Annotated in this window: 15 protein-coding genes and 5 pseudogenes; 3 read left to right on the top strand and 17 right to left on the bottom strand. The window is 57.9% G+C overall.

Features of this window, described 5'->3' with window-relative positions:
- Positions 1 to 197: 197 nt before the first annotated feature.
- The 8 genes and pseudogenes from NKH16_RS33880 to NKH16_RS33840 form a co-directional block, all read right to left on the bottom strand.
- Positions 198 to 470: an SDR family oxidoreductase gene (locus NKH16_RS33880; protein ID WP_352903804.1), complete on the bottom strand. Its 273-nt coding sequence runs from the start codon at positions 468 to 470 to the stop codon at positions 198 to 200.
- Positions 467 to 580 (bottom strand): SDR family oxidoreductase, encoded by a 114-nt coding sequence (locus NKH16_RS33875; RefSeq protein WP_352903802.1) that lies wholly within the window; start codon positions 578 to 580, stop codon positions 467 to 469. Before NKH16_RS33875 ends, NKH16_RS33880 begins: the two co-directional genes overlap by 4 nt.
- A gap of 80 nt (positions 581 to 660) precedes the next feature.
- Positions 661 to 1,014, bottom strand: a complete 354-nt coding sequence (locus NKH16_RS33870) for a hypothetical protein (protein ID WP_352903800.1) — start codon at positions 1,012 to 1,014, stop codon at positions 661 to 663.
- Positions 1,015 to 1,203: 189 nt separating this feature from the next.
- A complete protein-coding gene (locus NKH16_RS33865; protein ID WP_352903798.1) occupies positions 1,204 to 2,232 on the bottom strand; it encodes a quaternary amine ABC transporter ATP-binding protein in 1,029 nt (342 codons plus the stop codon).
- Between the two features lie 13 nt (positions 2,233 to 2,245).
- Positions 2,246 to 3,205: an ABC transporter permease gene (locus NKH16_RS33860; protein ID WP_352903796.1), complete on the bottom strand. Its 960-nt coding sequence runs from the start codon at positions 3,203 to 3,205 to the stop codon at positions 2,246 to 2,248.
- A 396-nt stretch (positions 3,206 to 3,601) separates the two neighbouring features.
- Positions 3,602 to 4,270 (bottom strand): annotated as a pseudogene (locus tag NKH16_RS33855) (SDR family NAD(P)-dependent oxidoreductase).
- Positions 4,218 to 4,349, bottom strand: coding sequence for a hypothetical protein (locus NKH16_RS33850; protein ID WP_352903811.1), 132 nt, complete (start codon positions 4,347 to 4,349; stop codon positions 4,218 to 4,220). The pseudogene NKH16_RS33855 and the gene NKH16_RS33850 overlap by 53 nt, the downstream one beginning before the upstream one ends.
- Positions 4,350 to 4,985: 636 nt before the next feature.
- A pseudogene (locus NKH16_RS33840) lies at positions 4,986 to 5,296 on the bottom strand (IS30 family transposase); the annotation flags it as partial.
- A 197-nt stretch (positions 5,297 to 5,493) separates the two neighbouring features.
- Here NKH16_RS33840 and NKH16_RS33835 point away from each other — a divergent pair.
- Complete coding sequence (locus NKH16_RS33835; protein WP_352903794.1) at positions 5,494 to 6,405, top strand: LysR substrate-binding domain-containing protein; 912 nt, start codon at positions 5,494 to 5,496, stop codon at positions 6,403 to 6,405.
- A 3-nt stretch (positions 6,406 to 6,408) separates the two neighbouring features.
- Here the strand turns inward: NKH16_RS33835 and NKH16_RS33830 are convergent, their stop codons facing one another.
- From NKH16_RS33830 to NKH16_RS33820, 3 genes are read right to left on the bottom strand one after another with little or no spacing between them, the layout of a single operon-like run.
- Positions 6,409 to 7,731, bottom strand: coding sequence for an NAD(P)/FAD-dependent oxidoreductase (locus tag NKH16_RS33830; RefSeq protein WP_352903792.1), 1,323 nt, complete (start codon positions 7,729 to 7,731; stop codon positions 6,409 to 6,411).
- A 13-nt stretch (positions 7,732 to 7,744) separates the two neighbouring features.
- Positions 7,745 to 9,271, bottom strand: coding sequence for an aldehyde dehydrogenase (locus NKH16_RS33825; RefSeq protein ID WP_352903790.1), 1,527 nt, complete (start codon positions 9,269 to 9,271; stop codon positions 7,745 to 7,747).
- Positions 9,249 to 10,193 (bottom strand): dihydrodipicolinate synthase family protein, encoded by a 945-nt coding sequence (locus tag NKH16_RS33820; RefSeq protein ID WP_352903789.1) that lies wholly within the window; start codon positions 10,191 to 10,193, stop codon positions 9,249 to 9,251. Before NKH16_RS33820 ends, NKH16_RS33825 begins: the two co-directional genes overlap by 23 nt.
- A 209-nt stretch (positions 10,194 to 10,402) precedes the next feature.
- Between NKH16_RS33820 and NKH16_RS33815 the strand changes: the two genes are divergently transcribed.
- Entirely contained in the window at positions 10,403 to 10,669 is a 267-nt protein-coding gene (locus tag NKH16_RS33815) for a 2-oxo acid dehydrogenase subunit E2 (protein WP_352903787.1), read from the top strand.
- Positions 10,670 to 10,945: 276 nt separating this feature from the next.
- On the opposite strand, the gene NKH16_RS33810 is transcribed toward NKH16_RS33815, so the two are convergent.
- Positions 10,946 to 11,353, bottom strand: a complete 408-nt coding sequence (locus tag NKH16_RS33810) for a PLP-dependent aminotransferase family protein (protein ID WP_352903808.1) — start codon at positions 11,351 to 11,353, stop codon at positions 10,946 to 10,948.
- A gap of 37 nt (positions 11,354 to 11,390) precedes the next feature.
- Positions 11,391 to 11,614 (bottom strand): annotated as a pseudogene (locus tag NKH16_RS33805) (hypothetical protein); the annotation flags it as partial.
- Positions 11,615 to 11,943: 329 nt separating this feature from the next.
- Between NKH16_RS33805 and NKH16_RS33800 the strand changes: the two are divergent.
- Positions 11,944 to 12,673, top strand: a pseudogene (locus tag NKH16_RS33800) (MFS transporter); the annotation flags it as partial.
- Positions 12,674 to 12,903: 230 nt separating this feature from the next.
- On the opposite strand, the pseudogene NKH16_RS33795 reads toward NKH16_RS33800, so the two are convergent.
- The 4 genes and pseudogenes from NKH16_RS33795 to NKH16_RS33780 form a co-directional block, all read right to left on the bottom strand.
- Positions 12,904 to 13,048 (bottom strand): annotated as a pseudogene (locus NKH16_RS33795) (IS256 family transposase); the annotation flags it as partial.
- Positions 13,049 to 13,638: 590 nt separating this feature from the next.
- Complete coding sequence (locus tag NKH16_RS33790; protein WP_352903785.1) at positions 13,639 to 13,971, bottom strand: LysR family transcriptional regulator; 333 nt, start codon at positions 13,969 to 13,971, stop codon at positions 13,639 to 13,641.
- 367 nt (positions 13,972 to 14,338) lie between these two features.
- Complete coding sequence (locus NKH16_RS33785; protein WP_352903783.1) at positions 14,339 to 15,370, bottom strand: isopenicillin N synthase family dioxygenase; 1,032 nt, start codon at positions 15,368 to 15,370, stop codon at positions 14,339 to 14,341.
- Positions 15,363 to 15,522 (bottom strand): 2-oxoglutarate and iron-dependent oxygenase domain-containing protein (locus NKH16_RS33780; RefSeq protein ID WP_352903806.1); only part of this gene is annotated, 160 nt, incomplete at its 5' end. The genes NKH16_RS33780 and NKH16_RS33785, both read right to left, overlap by 8 nt.

Here is a 15,522-nt window from a genome sequence, read left to right as displayed (position 1 = left end):
GGGGCCCTTGGGGGGGTGTGTGGGCTCCGCGCGGGCCCGCCGGGGGGGTGGTGGGGGTGCCCACCGGGCGCCATATAGTCTTCCCCGGGCGGCCCCCCGCGGGGGGGGGGGGGGGGGGGGGGCCCCCCCCCGCCGAACGACAGGACGAAGTCCAGCGCCATCGTCTGGGTGGCGGGGGGTCATCGAGCTGAGCGCGCTCAACGTAACGGACGAAAGCCCGCAACGTGCCAAAGTCTGCTGCGGGTTTCGCCAATCGATGCCCTCCAGTAGATAGCACATCTGACCAGTGGCCAGCGCGATCGCGCCACCCTCCGTCGCCGGCCTAACAGAACAGTACCCGTCATATAGCCCGCTGCATCGCTCGCTAGGAATTGGACCGCAGCCGCGATCTCATGAGGCTGGCCGAAACGACGCATCGGTGTCTGGTCAGACCATGCCTCTACCAGTTCTTCGGGATACTTGTCTGTCATCTCAGACGTACAACCCCAGAGGCAACTGCATTCACGCGAACACGAGACCTCGCCCACTCGCACGCAAGTGTCTCGGTCACCGTGTTAACCCCGGACTTGGGTGACGACATCCCTGCACATAGAACCGATGTTTACAATGGCCCCCGACCCACGCTCCGCCATGAGCGAGCCGAGAAGACACCATCCAAATTCACGGACAGAACGACGCGCCAATCCTCGTCCGTGGTACGCTTGGTCGAGCCGCACGAGACAGGCCGGCATTGTTGATGCATGTCGGGACAAAAGCCAATTCTGCCAGCGAGATCGCGCAACGCCTGAGAATCAGTGATGTCGAGCTGAGGGACCTGCGGCTTGACGGGGAGCTGATCTGCAGCGTCATCCGCTCGAATTTCGTCGGCGTCAATAAGGAGTTAATGTCGGCACCGGCTTGTTGCAAGGTAAGGGCGATCTGCAAACCGATGCCGCGTCCCGCGCCGGTTATCAGAGCGGTTTTCCCTGCTAGATCGAACTTGTCACTGAAGGAGGTGCGGCGCACTGATGGCATTTGCTCTCTGCTGTGTTGTCAGCGCGACCTGACGGCTATATCCTGCGAAAAGGAAGAACCGTTACCCTAAAACATCGCCGAGGGCCTTTAATCAGGCATCAATGTTGAAACAATTTAGACCTCATGGCGGTTGGCGTGCACGCCGATAGATTTGCCGCCGCCAACTCGAGGGGTCCCCTGGACTTTCGCTCAACCTCGGATGCCGATGAGCAGATCACGACGCGATATCGTGCCCACTGGCTGCTTGTCGTCCATCACAGTTATGTCCCCACTATGATGGGTTGCCAAATCGATTATGGCACCGATCTTGTCGGTAGCTGCCACCGTTGCTCCATTGTGATGCGCCATGGCTGATGGGTTCGGAATCGGTGTCATGATCCTGCGAGCGGTCACAAGTTCAAGCCTCGAAATGCCCTTCACAAAGTCTGCGACGTACTCGTCCGCGGGTTCTGTGACAATTTCCTCCGGGGTTCCAATCTGGACGAACCTGCCGTCCTTCATGATCGCAATATGAGTACCTAGCCTAATTGCTTCATCGAGATCGTGAGTGATGAAGATGGTGGTCTTTTTGACGACCTTGGCGAGTTCCAGGAACTGCTGCTGAAGTTGGCGGCGAATCAACGGATCAAGAGCAGAAAAGGGCTCGTCCATCAAAAGGATTTCGGGGTCTGCCGCCATAGCCCGAGCCAAGCCGACACGTTGTTTCATGCCGCCGGATAACTCATCGGGAAATCTCGACGCCCACTCTTCCAAGCCTACGAGCTCAAGCTTTTCCTTTGCGGTGTGCAACCGCTGGGCCTTGCCGACACCACGCAACTCAAGGCTCAGAGCGACGTTGTCTTGAACGCTGCGATGGGGCAACAACGCCATGTTTTGAAATACCATCCCAACGCTCGTAGAGCGTAGATCGCGGAGTTGAGAGTTGATTAGTCGACTTACATTGCGCCCAGCTACAATGATTTCGCCATCGGTGGGCTCCACTAAGCGGTTGATGTGTCTGATCAGGGTCGACTTGCCCGAACCGGATAAACCCATTATGCAAAAAATTTCCCCCTCCGCCACGGAGAAGGTCACGTCAGCAACCGCAATGACAGCTCCGTACTTTTTTAATACCTCAGACTTGGAAAGTCCTTGTTCCCGAATAGCCTGAAGGGCGGCTTTAGCGTTACTTCCGAAGATCTTCCAGATGCCGGAACACTGAACAACGGGCTGGCTCATTCAACACCTCTGTTCATTCAGCTTCAGCCGCCGGGGGCCGGCTGGAAGACGCTCGAAAGGTGCGCATCGCGTAACGGAGCGCCGCAGCTGGTCCGCGGGCCCAGATTTCCCCTGGACGCCTTCGAGGCTGGGCGAGGGCTTGCGTCATCCGATCGAGAATGATCGCCAGCGCGACAATGCCGAGGCCTCCTATACTGGCGAGCCCAACATCGAGGCGGCCAATGCCACGAAGCACCATCTGGCCGAGTCCGCCAACTGCGATCATCGAGGCGACCACCACCATGGACAGGGACATCATCAGCGTTTGATTCACACCTGCCATGATTGTGGGCAGCGCCAAAGGAAGTTGAGCTTTCCACAGCAATTGACGATCGGTCGCGCCAAAAGCGCGCATAGCTTCATTGACCTCTTCCGGCACCTGGCGGATGCCCAAATAAGTCAACCGGATCACCGGTGCGACGGCAAAGATCACGGTGACGATCACACCGGGCACGTTGCCTATGCCGAACAGCATGACAACGGGAACCAGATAAACGAAGGCTGGGATCGTTTGCATTCCATCGAGAATTGGCCTTAGCATCTTATATAATAACTCGGACCGGGTTGACAGAATCCCGAGTGGAAGGCCGATAGACAACGAAAAGACCAGCGCGGTAAGCACGATGGCCAGTGTAATCATGGTTTCGGGCCAAACGCCGATAAATCCTACAGAGACGAGAATAGCCGATATTGAAGCGGCTAGCCGCCAGCCTGCAAGCTGCCACGCCAGCGACGCGATGACCACGATAACCAGCGTAGGCGGTGCGGCGGTCATGAAATGGGTGAGCGACTGCAGGACTGTGTCAAACGGCGTCTTAACTGTTTGGAAGAAAGGCCGATAGTTTTCAACTGTCCAACGTAATGCATCGCTTACCCATGCGGCGAGCGGCAATTTCCCGCAATCAAACGGATTCAAAAGGCCACATCCGTTCATTTTCGTTCCCCGTTCCAGATTTCTGAACTGGTTCAGTAGTAAGAGGTAACATGACTTCCCCCCGGGAGGGGGCGTAAAAAAATAGCGTGACGAGTGACTTTATTTCGGCCCCGGTCGGCCGGGTCACGCGAGGAGTCCTGAAAGCCGGCGTACGTGAGACACTATCGCAGCGAAGCTCGCCAGTCATTCGACCTTCTGATCTGTGGGTCGAGCTGTCGTAATGGTAGCGCTCGTTCATAGCAGGCGTCAATCAAAGCGCTGCCGTGATTGTTGAAGGTCATCATCGCATCCATAGTCGGCGCCCGCCTGCAGGTCAATCGCGTGTCACGCGCATCAGCGACAAGGTTCGATCCAGCTGCCAGACAAAGCGGAGCCATCGGCGGGGACTCCGCCTATTCACTCAATCGGCAGCGGCAGTTTTTTGGTGCGGCCGCCATCGATGACGTAGACCTGACCGGTCACGAAGGCGCTTTCTTCCGAGGCGAGCCAGACAGCGAGATTGCCGACATCTGTCGGCTCGCCAAGACGCCCGACTGGATGCATTGTGAGCAGTTCCTGCGGATGCGAGCGCTGTCGGCCATTCTGTCGCTGATCGCTCAGGTCGGAGGTGATCCAACCGGGCGCGATGGCATTGCATCGAATCCCCACGTGCCCATGGTCAATGACGACCGCCGCCGTTAAGCCGTGCATGCCCGCTTTCGAGGCGGAATGCCCGGGATTGGACGCCAGCCCTTCGATCGAGCGATGTTGACGATGCTTGCACTACCCGCTTCCGAAGATGCGGCATTGCCGCCTTTGTCAATAGGAATGGACTTTTCAGATTGATGACCATCATCTGGCCCAGTCCGCCTCGGTCATCTCGTCGACACTCTTCTCGAACGTTAGCCCGGCGTTGTTGACGAGGATGTCCAAACCGCCAAACTGCTCGATCACAGTCTGGACGGCGGAGCTAATTTCATGGAACGTCGAAAGGTCCGCCTGCACATAGAACAAGCGCTCGTTCAGCATCGTCTCAGGCGCCGCGTTCCTCTGTAGGATGGCGACCCATTGCTTCCTCCTCCGCAAAGCGCTGGGTGTTGCACGCGCCAATGCCGCGCCCACCGCCGGTCACAATCGCAATCTTGCCTGCCAGTTTGTCAGCCATGGATAATGCCGGTGTTGTTGACGGGTAGGTACAGCCGTCCGTTGGTTCGGATGAAGTCCTCGATGAGTTGCTCGCAATAGGCCTCCGGCCTAAAGGTCGCTGGCATTGCTCCAGAACACTCGGCCCCCGTTCCATTGAACCCGGCTCGAAAGCTAGTCGGTGTGAGCCGTTCCAAACGGAAAGTATGAAGCTCGCTTACCCGTTACCTCCGGCCGCTCCATGATCACAAGGGTGACACAGTCGAGCCACCTTGCCGCGCAAAGTTCGACCTATATATGGAGTGCGCCCCTCAGATCGGAAAGGGTCAAGCCGCGGTTTTGACCATCTGCCGGGCGTGTTGGTTCTCGAACTGTTGCGGGCTGAGATAGCCGAGCGCTGAGTGCAATCGACGGGTGTTGTAAACCTCATCAATCAAGCGGGGAAGGTCCTCAGCGACGTCGGCGAAGGTTTCGTAGGCCCATCGGATAGACGGCTTCGACCTTCATCGTCTTCATGAAGCTTTCCGCTTTCGCATTATCGTAGGGATTGCCTCGGCCCATCGATCTAATAAGATCGTGCTCGGCGAGAACGTTAAGGTAGAGGAGTCCGGCCTATTGGGCGGATTCAAACCGTCGTCGCAACATCAATTGTGGTCGCTCATGGCAGCAACTCGTCAAGCCCCTCTGCCGGCGTTTTCCAACCCAGGGTCTTTATCGGCCGGCATTGAGGGCCGCTGCCACGGCGGCGATCTCGTCGGCGCTGTTGATGCTCAGGTCGGTGCCTTTCGGGAAGTACTGATGCAGCAGCCCATTGGTGTTCTCGTTGGTGCCGCGCTGCCATGGGGATTGCAGATCGCGGAAGTAGACTTGGACACCCGCGTCGATTTTGAGACGATCGTGCTGAGCCATTTCGGCTCCCTGATCCCAGGTCAGCGAACGACGCATCTCTTCGGGCAAGGTGATGATGGTGCGCGTATGCGACGGCGTCGCATATCGCGAACGGCGATGTGCGCGGTTTTCTTAATCTTCCCCGCAAAAAGGTTTGGGATTGCGGCAACAGGCAATCCAGGCTATCGCACCGCCCTGCAAGGTGGGGTTCCGACGTCTTGAGCGCCTCTTGCTTAAGGTGTCGCGCCGCGCAATCATCGCAGTTTTTGGAGCTTGAGATGGTTCGCCGCTATTACGACCTGCCCTCCTTGACTGCCCTGGCGGTGTTCGAGGCATCCGCCAGGCACCTATCGTTCAAACTTGCGGCCTCCGAGCTCAACGTAACGCCAGGCGCGGTTAGTCGGCAAATCAAAGCCATTGAGGAGGAGATCGGCGTTCCTCTTTTCGTACGGCTTGGGAGTGGTGTCATGCTCACCAGCGCCGGGGAAGATCTTTATGCTGTGCTAGCAAGCGGTTTTTCGAAAGCCTCCGAGGTTGTGAGAACCGTCAAGCGCGGCGATCGCTCCAAAAATGTTACCGTTGCCTGTTCAGATGCATTTGCATCGATGTGGTTGATACCTCGCATGCCCGGCTTTTGGGATCGCTATCCTGACATTGCGGTCGATCATCTTATTTCTGACAATTCGAGAGACTACCGGCGCGCTGAAGTGGAGTTGCGCATCCGTTATGGATTTGGTTCGTGGTCCGACGAAACCAGCGAACGCCTTTTTGACGATGTCATCTATCCTGTCTGCGGCCCTGATTTCGCTCGAGAGCACCGCGATGCCACGGCAGAGTCGCTGTCCGAGCTTCCACTCCTGCACGTCAACTGGGTCGATCCCGAATGGCCTGACTGGGACGAAGTTCTGCGCCGCGCCGGAATTCCCCACGGCGCGCCCCGTGGTCGCAGGTTCGGCAAGTTCTTCGTGACTTTGCAGGCGGCCCAGGCGAATCAAGGTGTTGCGGTAGGTTGGCACCGGCTGGTGCGGCCGCTGATAGAAGAGGACAAGCTGGTCAGGATTACCGATCTCGAGCTGCCTGCGCCCGGAGGATATTATCTCACCTGGAACGATAATCGAACGCTCTCGCCTGCGGCCGAGCTCTTCCGGACATGGTTGATAGAGGTCTGTGTCGAAGAGCCGGCAGTTTGATTGCTACAGCTCGCGTCCAGCGCGCCGCTGCATCGCCCAAAGCTTTAGGGGGGCTCCGATCGATATGATCGGCTTCGGATAGAGCCGCACCGGAGTTGGCTCGTTCAACGCGTCCTTAACCATTCGTTCATTGCTGCCAACGGCAAGATCAGCAGCCAACATCCCGTAGAGGGTGCCTTGCACCGTTCCGAGGCCATTGCAGCATCCGGCTACGAAGACTCTGTCTTCAATTTCGCCGAATGCGGGCGCGGAATTGAGGGAGAGACATAAGTGGCCTCCCCAGCGAAATTCCATCGGTATTTCACCCAGCATCGGAAAGCGCGCCTCAAATGATCGATCGTGCACTGCGCCGATCCGACGGATCTGCTTCTCACTGCTGGACATGTCCGGATTGTAGGTGAAGGTGTTGCGGACGACGATCCGGTCGCCGATCCTGCGGATGGTTGATCCCATCGGGTCGGCCGGGATCAAGCCCCAATGCGGCTCACCGCCCAGATCTGCCTGTTCGCACTTGGAGAGCGGCCTCGTCATGCTGGCGTAGGTGAACACATGCAGCAGACGTTTCTTGAAGAAACCAAAGCTTTCGAGATGACCGTTGACTGTCAGTATCAACCGCGGCGCTTTGATCTCGCCCTCAGCCGTCTTGGCAGTGTGCAGTTTGCCGGTCCGCAAAGATGTGACCGGTGAATTCTCGAATAGCTGCACACGCCTTGACAAGCCTTCGGCGAGTCCACGGATGAAGCCGGCCGGCTGTGCCATTACCGTTCCCGGCGTGAAGGTACCGCCAACGAAGAAGTCGGTTCCGGTGATTTCCTTCAACCCCGGCCCGTCGAGTCGCTCGAATGGCTCGCCTAGCCCCATCAGGTGCTGTTCGAATTCGCGCAGGACGGCAACACCGTGATCAGTTGCAGCTCCATGGTATTTGCCGGCCCGAACGAAGAATTTCTGCAACCCATATTCGTCGGCGGCCGCAGCAGAGAATTCGATCGCGGCCCGGTTCATGCGGATGCGCTTGCGATCGTGGTCCTGGCTTCCGCCGTAGTTCTCCCCACCGAGCTCGTGCGGAAGATCGATCATGAAGCCGGAGTTGCGCCCGGCAGCACCCCAGCCGACGCGCTGAGCATCGACCACCACTATGCGCTCGTTCGGCACCAGTTGTGAGAGGCGCCGCGCGGCCGTCAAGCCAGCAAACCCAGCTCCTACAATGAGCCAGTCCGCCTTGTGACGGCCGCGCAGCACCTCAGGTGCCTTGGGAGGCGGCAGAATACCGTACCAGCCCGGCATGGACGTGTCCGCAGGCGTGCGGATAGCCTCATAATCGCTCATCTGTGCAACCAGGCTAGTCTACCGAACGCGAGACTTTAGGATCGGAAATGTCCGCCCAGATGGTCTTGAGTTCTGTATATTGGTCGTGGGCATGCAATGACTTGTCTCGTCCCCCGAAACCCGACAGCTTGAAGCCGCCGAAGGGGGTCGTGACGTCTCCTTCGCCGTAGCAGTTGATGGTCACCGTCCCGACGCGAATGTCCCTTGCGATGCGATGCGCCTTGCCAAGATTGGCGGTAAAGATCGACGCTGCAAGCCCGTATGGCGTATCATTGGCGACCCGAAGCGCCTCGTCAGCGTTGGCCACTTTGATCACCGACAGCACTGGACCGAAAATCTCTTCTCGCGCAATCGCCATTTCGGGCGTGACATCGTCGAATACGGTCGGCTCGATGAAATAGCCTTTGCTATGCTTGTGGGCGTTGCCGCCGGTGACGATCCTGGCGCCTTCCGCCCGCCCCTTCTTGATGTAGCCCATGATTCGGTCGAACTGCTCCTTCGACACGATTGCGCCGAGCCGATTGCCTGGATCCAACGGCTCGCCCAAAGGCCATTCCTTGAGCTTGTGGAGGACCGTTTCCACCAAGCGGTCCTTGATCTTCTCGTGAACGATCAGGCGGGAATTGGACGAGCAGTTCTCGCCCATGTTCCAAAAGACAGCTTGGGTGACGTGCTGTGCGACAACGTCCAAGTTCTCGGCGTCATCGAGCACGATGCAAGGGTTCTTTCCGCCGCATTCGAGTACGATACGCTTGAGGTTGGACTTGGCGGAATATTCCAGGAATTTTCGGCCGACATCAGTGGATCCGGTGAAGGCGACCATATCAATATCGGGATGCATGCCGAGTGCCTTGCCGGTCACTTCGCCCGGACCGGTGACGATCTGCAGGACGCCTGGCGGTAATCCGGCCTCATGCGCCAACTCGGCGATCCGCAACGTCGACATGTTGGTCTGCTCGGCTGGCTTGACAATGACGGAATTGCCCGTCGCAAGTGCCGGACCGATCTTCCAGGCAAGCATCAGGATCGGGAAATTCCAGGGCAGAACGCAGGCGACCACGCCAAGCGGCTGGCGCACAATCATTGACACGACATCGTCACCTGATGGTGACGTCTGACCGTAGAGCTTGTCGGTGGCTTCAGCGTGCCATTCCAGGCAATGGAGCGCCTCGGGAATGTCTGTGGTTGCGACGTCATAGATCGGCTTGCCGCTTTCGAGCGTCTCAAGCACAGCCAGTTCATGGGCGTTGCGCTCCATGAGTTTCACCAGCCGCCGCAGAACGCGCTTGCGCTCGCTCGGATGCGCACGCGACCAGACGCCCGATTCAAACGCCAGCAGTGCCTTCTCGACCGCAAGGTCGACGTCGGCCTCATCGCAGGACGCTATCCTGGCGATTACCTGCCCCGTCGCAGGGTTAATGGTCTCGAAGGTATCCCCAGATTGTGCTGCCCGCGCCTTGCCGTCGATCACTGCGTTGGTCGGCAGCGGCAGGCTCTCCGCCAGGTTCTGGTACTCATCACGCGTTAATAGCGATGACATTCTCGGAAGCCCTCTTCTGGGATTTTGTACTGATTGACGAGATCACTGCCTTAAGGGTGCGAATCGTCGACTCGAGTTCCCGCTTCTGTTCGTCGTCGATCGCCCGCATCGGCCGGCGCACGGGCCCAGCCGGCAATCCAGCCAATTCGCACCCAAACTTGATGCTCTGGACGAACTTGCCGCCCTGTTCGAGAAGCCTCATCAGAGGCAGAAGCGCCGACATGATCTGGCGGCCCTTGGTGAAATCCTTCTCGATCACGCAGGCTTCGTACAGCGCGAGATGCTCTGCCGGCAGGCAGTTGCCAGCGCCGCAGACCCATCCTTTTGCGCCCCAGGCGAAGAATTCGAGGGCCTGATCATCCATGCCGCAGAACAGATCAACGTGCGGATAGTCACGGGCCAGTGCGTGCAGCTGGTTCATGCTGCCGCTCGACTCCTTGATGGCGCAGAAATTGGAACTGCGACCGACCCGGTCCAGGAACTCGAGGTCCATCATCGTGCCGGTGCGCCCGGGATAATTGTAAAGCATCACAGGCAGATTGGCCGCCTTGTCGATCGCCAGCGCATGATTGGCAAGCTCGAGCTGCGTAGGGGCAGCATAGTACGGCGACCCGATTAGGATGCCATCGTACTTCAGGTCCTTGGCGACCAGTGCATATTCGATGCAGTCTTCGGTGCGGATGGCGCCGACGCCGGCGATCAGCGGCACCTTTCCCTTTACCGAGCTCCTGGCAAGCTTCAGTAAGCCCACGCGTTCATCGCGCGCGTGAGCGTAGTATTCGCCGGTCGTGCCACCGACAATGATGCCGTGTACACCTGACGCGACTAGATGCTCGATCATAACGCAGAAACCGTCGCGATCGATCGATCCGTCCGCATGAAAGGGCGTTGTGACGGGCGGAATGATGCCTTCGAAGGACATGACTGACTCCATTCAGCTTAGATCCAAACTTTATACGCGAGGATCCTTCGCTAAACAGGCGAAACAATTTCACCAGCCACGTTACTTTTTTGCGCACCGCCAATTGTACAGTAATGTTTGGTTGACCAGAGCCTTTGTGCGCGCCATTCTGGCCACAGGAATCGCGAGGTCCCGTCTCGCCGCAATATGCAAGTCGCTAAAATGCTGACTTGCTATCGGTCGACCATCGCGCGGTCGACGGAGTTGAAGCGAGCAAGTTCCTGCACAGCTTGCGGGACGTCATCTCAGATCCGGATGCGAGTAAGCTAAGCCGCTCCGGGCGCTGGGAGCTGGCTGATACCGTTCCTGCATTGTGTTCTGCGATCAGCCACGGAAAGGTCCTCCAAAAAAAGCCTAGCAGTCAGGTCTTTACGTCCCCGCCATGGCCGACAGCCTGCCCGTTCCGCGTGCAACAGACAAAAAAGACGACCAGGTAGGGCCGAAGGAACAAGATGGGACGGCGAGCAGCGCTGATTCGGCAACTCTTCCGCCGCGAGATGTCCAATGCCCCTTTCGATCAACATGATTGGACAGGCGATCGGACGTCTAATCTGCCTGGATTTCTAAGGTGGGCCTACCGGCAACTGCCCGAGGTCCTATCGCCGTGGGGCCGCCCTTTCTATCCTTCCAACCTCAAGCGCCCCACATTGAGTCTCCCCCGTAGATGCGGCGAAACGGCGGACGCATCGTCGGCCTCATTTGCGCCCTCAGTTTCAGGGCGCGATATGTCGTTCGGCTTTCATGCGGGAAAGCCAATAGGGTCCGACATCCCGGACATGCTCCAAGATGTTCCTTTCCTTAAGTACCCTGAATGTTGGCAAGGGCGGCCGCCGCGCAGAGCGTGTGCCCAGAGTATGTCCAGCCATGGCCCAGAGGGCCGTGCTTCTCAGTTCCTTGTTCCAAGACCGACCAGACGCGGTCGCCGATAATCGAACCGGAAATGGGCAGGGTCGCTTGCCATATTGGTGGGAGCCGAACTTCTCGCCGGTCCGCGCGAAGCCGCAGACCACTTCATTCGCGATAAGCAAGAGGTCATATTTGTCGAGCACCCCTTGAATTCGCCGCCCAGTACCCCTTCGGAGGCGGAACGTGCAGCCGGTTCCGAGTACCGGCTTTCCGATAAAGGCCGCAACCGTGTCCGGCCGTCGGCAAGGATTTACTTTCGAAGGCGGCGTACTGGTTGCGCATCGCTTCCCAATAGAACGAGACCTGGCGAATCCCCTGCGGATCGAGCTCCGGATCGCGGTCGGCGCGCTTCAGCGCCTCGACCATCGAGCCGAGGCAAGGTTGCGAGGTGTTGCCGGAGTTAGAATCCATCGCCGCGCCGATCGCATCGACACCGCTTTCCACTGCCGCCAGCATGGTCGCTCAGAATAGCCACTCGAATAAAAGTCAATGGGCAAGAGACTTTTTTGCATCGGCTGTAAAGCTTCGACCCGTGCTAAATTGGCACCGACCCTTTGATCGTGCGCCGCTAAATGCCCTGCGGTTCTCTCCGCGTAAAGTTGGGGAAGTCATGGTCCGGGACGAGGATTCGTTACGCCGCGCGGATCGTGTCTCTGTGGTGTAGCTGACGGCATTGGTCGACGCACTCTCCGGCAAGGGCCGGAATGATCAGCGTGCCATTCGGCATGCGGGCTTTGCGGGCATGACCAACGGCTTCTGACGCGATTTACATCTCAAAACAGCTGGTGGCGTTCGCCTCTGTCGCTGTGCAGCGTGTAGCCTCTCCCGTGCACTTACACCGTCGGTGGCTGTGGCAGTCATTTCGTTGGCATTCGGTGGCGCGGGCTGGCTTGTCACCTGGACGGCCATTGATGTGTCGGTCCAGTTGGCAAGCCCAAGGTGGGGGGTCGGCCGGACGCTCTCGATCTACTACGCCCTTGAGCGCTGGCGGCATGGCTGCCGGCACCTGGATTTGGGGTTCTGTAGCGCAGAACTACTCCTTAACGTGGGCTTTGGAGGGCGCGGCGGGGGGTCTGTTGCTGGTTGCAGCAGTGGGAATGGTGATGCCGGTCCGTCGATGGGAAGAAGCGGATCAGGAAAGTTCGGATTTCTCGCTCCGGAGCTGGCACTCGATTTGAGCCAAGGAGTGGTCCTATTGTTGTCAAGCTCGATTATTCCATTTCCGAGAAGAATGTCGACGCCTTTCTCGGGTCCATGCGCGCAAACGCCGCGCTCTTAGCCGTGCCGGTGTACGGAACTGGACGCTCCAGCGATACCTCCAAATGCCGTTTGGACAGAGACATTCCGCACGCCGACCTGGATGGACTTTCTTCGTCTGAATCATCGGCTCACGGCAACGGACAAGGAAGTAGGCCAGCACCTTCTCGCCTTGCATGATGGAGAGCTTTCTCCACGTACGGTGCTTTTGGATCCAGCGAACGACCGAAGCAGCTCGCACCCGTGCCTCAACAATCTTTTCTCGTCCTCTGAGGTGACGTCATGATGACGACCAATGAACAGGCGGGACCACCATAGGGAGGCACGACGGCTATCTTTGCTCCGGCGGATTGGCTTTTGCGCCGTCTTGGCGGATCGCAGACGTGGCGAATGATTTTGGCGAAGCGCGTCGCGATTTTTCCCCGTCGCAGCACGCTCAGTATGGCGTTGTGGATCGCAGAGCGGGTTGTGTGCGTCAAGGTCTGCAAATGGGCGGCCATGATGCTGGTCATGCGGCTTGGCACAGAGCGAGCTTCTTGTGCTCGCGCAGATCATCCGTGTTGATGTAGCGGTTGGCCTCCATCCAGTTTTCGATTGGGTTCGACAGCCAAGGCCCTGACGAGGCGCAGGCGGCTTTCGGTAGAGGGGAAGATGCTCGCATCAAGATCTATGGATCGCGACAGCCCGGATATCTGCGTATTTCAGACGAGCGTGAGCACGGATTTCACCGCATCGTAAAGCACGGATTTCACGGGATCATGAGCAACGATTTCAGACAAGCGTGAGCAGCTTTTCGAAGGTGCGGGACGCTCCCGCAACTCAGCCAGTCTACAGGATGCCTCGTTCAAGACGAGGAAGCCTGATGCCAACCAGAGATTTGTCGATGCGCCGGATCAGAGAAGTTTTACGTCTAGTGCGCTCGCTATAGTCGCCTCAGCGCCGCTAGCAAGATGCCATGGTGGTCGTGGCCGCGATCGCGCGCGAGATGGCCGCCTTCTTCATAGACGAGTCTCGACCCGACCCGGGCGCAGTGCCGGGGATGCGGCCACGGTGGGGAACTCCCGTCGCTAGTTATGTGGCCGAGCCAATCCGCATCCAACCCGCGGATGAGAGTCTGATCAACCGTCGTCTCTGAGTTCCATCCCCGGCCCTGTGCAGGTCCAGCCAATCCGACTGCTTTGCACACTCGCCCCAAGCACATGAGAGACTAGCATGCAGTGACCAACAGCGCGGCATGCGCGCGTCAACGACATCGACGCGAACGCGTCGCTGGTGGCATTGCGGCACTCCGGGAACCATGGCGTTTAATGGCCCTGACAACATTGGACGCCTTGGAAAGGCACGTTGCCAGCACGCTATAAATGTCTTTGCCGGCGCTGGTAAGCACCACGCCGGTTCCTCGCCTCACAAACAGCGAAACACCCAGGTCGTCCTCAATGGCTTTGATCTGCCAGCTGATTTCTCCCGATGTCATGCCCAATTCGGAAGCCGCAAGCTTGAATGAGAGATGGCGTGCTGAGGCCTCGAATGCCGTGAGAGCAGACAGTGACGGGAGATCGTAATGCTGAGGAACCATTGAAGAATCCGATCAGATCGGGAGTCGAGGACAAACAACACGTATCCTCCTCATCCGCTGGCCCAAAAGACCGCCGTCATTTTGACCAATCACACGCCTTAACGGATTGCGCCCGTCGCCGCCATCCTAGCAAGTTGCGTGCCGAATTGGCGCGCCGTTTAAGTGCGCAACCGCCCCCATACGAAGCCTGCTCATGGCGACCTTTTCGTCGGGTTTCGGACACTCTTGTCCAACTACAGCCACAAGGTATTTGGGGAGACATGCGCGGACTTCCGTATTCACTATGTGGGATCCGACCACTGTACAGGAGCATGAAGAAGCCCCGTCACCCAAAAATGTTTCCGCCGTCGTTTCCCTGCCGAGGTTTTCAGCGTGGGGGCACCACAATTGCCTGTCCGCTTCCTCGCGCTTTGGCCAAGTGAGCGTAACTTGCTGTGAAACGCGCGAATTTGTGCTCGCCGCACGTCACCGGCGTGTAGCGAAGTGGGTTGCTGTCCGTGACACATGATGGCAATGGTTCGATGATGGCGTTGAAATCAGCATCGATAAAGAAGGGGATTGAGTATCGCTCGCGCCCCGAGATATTTACGACACGGTGCATGTTCGCCAGATAGAGATCGTTCGTGAGCCGTTGAATCAAATCGCCAATGTTAATTACAAATGTGCCGTGGATCGGAATGCCCTCGACCCAATCGCCATGTCGATTCATGACCTGAAGACCACCCACGTCGTCCTGCGCCAGGATGGCAAGGTTGCCGTAATCCGTATGGGCGCCAATGCCGATGATCTCTTCGCTGACATAACCACTCTGAGGCGGGTAATGGAGTAGGCGCTGAACGCTGATCGGATCCCGCGTAAAGTTCTCGAAATAGCTTTCCGACAGGTCCAGACTGAGCGCGATGCCCCTCAAGAGTATTTTCGCGAGGTCAACCATCTTTTGATGGTAGCCGTACGTCAATTCCCGAAATTCGGGCAGACCTGAGGGCCACTGGTTGGGGCCAAGAAACGGGCCTTCCAACGTGGAGCGTTCAGGTCCGATGTCAAAGCACTCCTTCAAGTCTTTCGTCTTGCCCGGATCGGTATTTTCCCCGAACGGCTCAACGTATCCGCGAAAGGCCACATCGGATTTGCTGATATGCAATGCCATCTTATGCGACGTGGGAAGATCAAAGAACTGACGGCTCACATTGAACACCGAATCCACAAACTCCTGCGGAATACTGTGGTTCTTCACGTACATGAACCCAGTGTTCGACAACGCCCAACGTATCTCCTTCGCCACCTTCTGCTTATTGCTGCCATCGAGAAGCGGCGCGATGTCAACCACCGGAAGCTTATCAAAGCTTTCGCGTTTCGCGCGCAGCTTGTCATCCAGTTTGGCTACGATATCCTTAGACATGAGTACACCTTTGTTTAGCAAGAGAGTCGGCGCAACGATTGGCATGTTCTTGTTGGACTGGCTGTATGAAGAACTGCCGGGAAGCCTGGATCGCTTGTGCGATCCGGTCTTTCGGGATGCCGTGCTCAAGGTAGAAGAACCCGTACTCTTCG

It is taken from the genome of Mesorhizobium sp. M1307, from assembly GCF_040318155.1.
Classification (GTDB): domain Bacteria; phylum Pseudomonadota; class Alphaproteobacteria; order Rhizobiales; family Rhizobiaceae; genus Mesorhizobium.
Note: the sequence above shows the minus strand (reverse complement) of the source record. Positions and strands in the feature narration are given on the sequence as shown.